At 68.7% G+C, this 1,866-nt stretch carries 2 protein-coding genes and 1 pseudogene; 2 read left to right on the plus strand and 1 reads right to left on the minus strand.

The annotated features are described in order from the left end of the window. A pseudogene (locus ABZ646_RS46030) lies at nt 1–413 on the minus strand (endonuclease); the annotation flags it as partial. A gap of 277 nt (nt 414–690) precedes the next feature. Between ABZ646_RS46030 and ABZ646_RS46035 the strand changes: the two are divergent. Both ABZ646_RS46035 and ABZ646_RS46040 read left to right on the plus strand, forming a co-directional pair. After that, entirely contained in the window at nt 691–1,497 is an 807-nt protein-coding gene (locus ABZ646_RS46035; protein ID WP_360533610.1) for an MBL fold metallo-hydrolase, read from the plus strand. Nucleotides 1,498–1,499: 2 nt separating this feature from the next. Continuing rightward, the coding region (locus tag ABZ646_RS46040) for a nuclear transport factor 2 family protein (RefSeq protein WP_360533612.1) at nt 1,500–1,866 on the plus strand (367 nt) is incomplete at its 3' end.

The raw sequence follows: 1,866 nt of genomic DNA on the forward strand, positions 1-1,866 counted from the left end.
GTCAGGCAGTCGCCCGAGTCGTACTGGCAGGAGTTCCAGTGGACCCGCTTGAAGTCGTCGGTGTCGTAGGGGAGTTTGGACAGGGTGTTGAGTCCGCTGCCGATGCCCGCACCGCCGCTTGTGGGGGTGCGGTAGGTGTGCGCGGTGTCGCCGGCGTAGAGGTAGGCGTGGTAGTTGAAGTCCTCCTCGACGTTGACGATGTCGTAGGGCGCGATTCGCTGACCGATGGCGGTGGTGCTGGACTCGCGGGGTGTGGACGCGCTGGAGAGGATCTCCGGCAGGCCCGCCACGTTGTAGGTCAGGGTGCTGAAGGACCCGGACGACGGGTCCGCGGCGGCGGCCGGGAACGCGTTCGCGACGAACCCGACGCAGGTGATGGCCGCGGCCGTGAGGCACGCGAAGAGACGGCGCATGAAGCGGAACTCCTGTGAAGTGGGGTAGGGCAGCGGGAACTTACCGCCGGTAACCCGGTTCTGTCCCCGGTCCGGTCCGGGGAGATCGAAACTTGACCGCGTGGTCCAGGCCAGGGGGCTCCGCAAGGGGCAGCCGCCGGGACGCATGTCGCCGTTTGACCATGCCGAGTCGCTCTTTCACCTTGCCGACAGTTACCCGCGTGGCAAGAGTGACCATGTCACTGTCTCCTCCTGCGTCGCCCTTGTCCCAGCCTCCGACCTCTCCAAGGAATCCCCGATGAGCACCCTCTCCTTCAACGTCTTCGACCTGGACTTCCCGGTCGGCAGCAGGAACAAGACCGCGACACTGGTCACCGGCGAGAAGGAGGCGCTGCTGGTGGACGCCTGTTTCACCCGCGCCGACGGCCACCGCCTGGCCGCGGAGATCCTCGACTCGGGCAAGACTCTGACCACGGTCTTCGTCTCCCACGCCGACCCTGACTTCTACTTCGGCGCCGAGGTGATCGCCGACGCCTTCCCCGGCGCGACGTTCGTCGCGACGCCGATCGTCATCGAGCACATCCAGCACTCCTACCAGGGCAAGCTCACGGCTTGGGAGGCCCTCGGCCCGAACCTGCCCACGCGCCTGGTCGACCTCGAGCCCCTGACCGGCGACCTCGACCTTGAAGGACACCGCTTCGAGCTCAAGGGCGGTCCTGCGGGGCTGCCCGACCGCCATTACCTGTGGCAGGCCGAGCACCGCGCCCTCCTCGGCGGTGTCCTGCTCTTCCAGCAGGAGCACGTCTGGGTCGCCGACACCCCCACCCCCGACGACCGCGCCGCCTGGGTCACCCTGCTGGACGAGATGGCCGCCCTCCAGCCGGAACTGGTCGTCCCCGGCCACCGCCTGCCCAACGCCCCGGCCAACGCCTCCGCGATCTCCGCCACCCGCGGCTATCTGCTCGCCTTCGAGGAGGAGCTCAGCAAGGCCGCCGACGGCGCCGCGCTGACCGAGGCTCTCATCGCCCGCTACCCGGACAACGGCATGCTCATCGCCGCCCAGATCGGCGCCAAGGTCGCCAAGGGCGAAATGAAGTGGGGCTGACCATGACCGACTTCGCAACGTCCACAGCCCCCGCCGACGTCGTACGCCGCCAGTACCTGGCCTCCGCGGCCGGTGACCTGGAGGCCCTGCGCGCCACCCTCGCCCCCGACGTGGAGTGGACCGAAATGGCCGGCTTCCCCCTGGCCGGCACCTACCGCACCCCCGACGGGGTCACCGCCAACGTGATGGAGCGGCTGGGCAAGGAGTGGGACGCCTGGACCGCCCACGACGACACCTACGTCGTCGACGGCGAGAACGTCGTCGTCCTCGCCCGCTACACGGCGGCCAACAAGGCCACCGGCAAGAACATCGACGTCCGGGTCGCCCACCATTTCGTCGTGCGCGGCGGCCTGATCGTCCGTTTCGAAC

The sequence above is a fragment of the Streptomyces sp. NPDC007162 genome (assembly GCF_040634175.1).
Classification (GTDB): domain Bacteria; phylum Actinomycetota; class Actinomycetes; order Streptomycetales; family Streptomycetaceae; genus Streptomyces.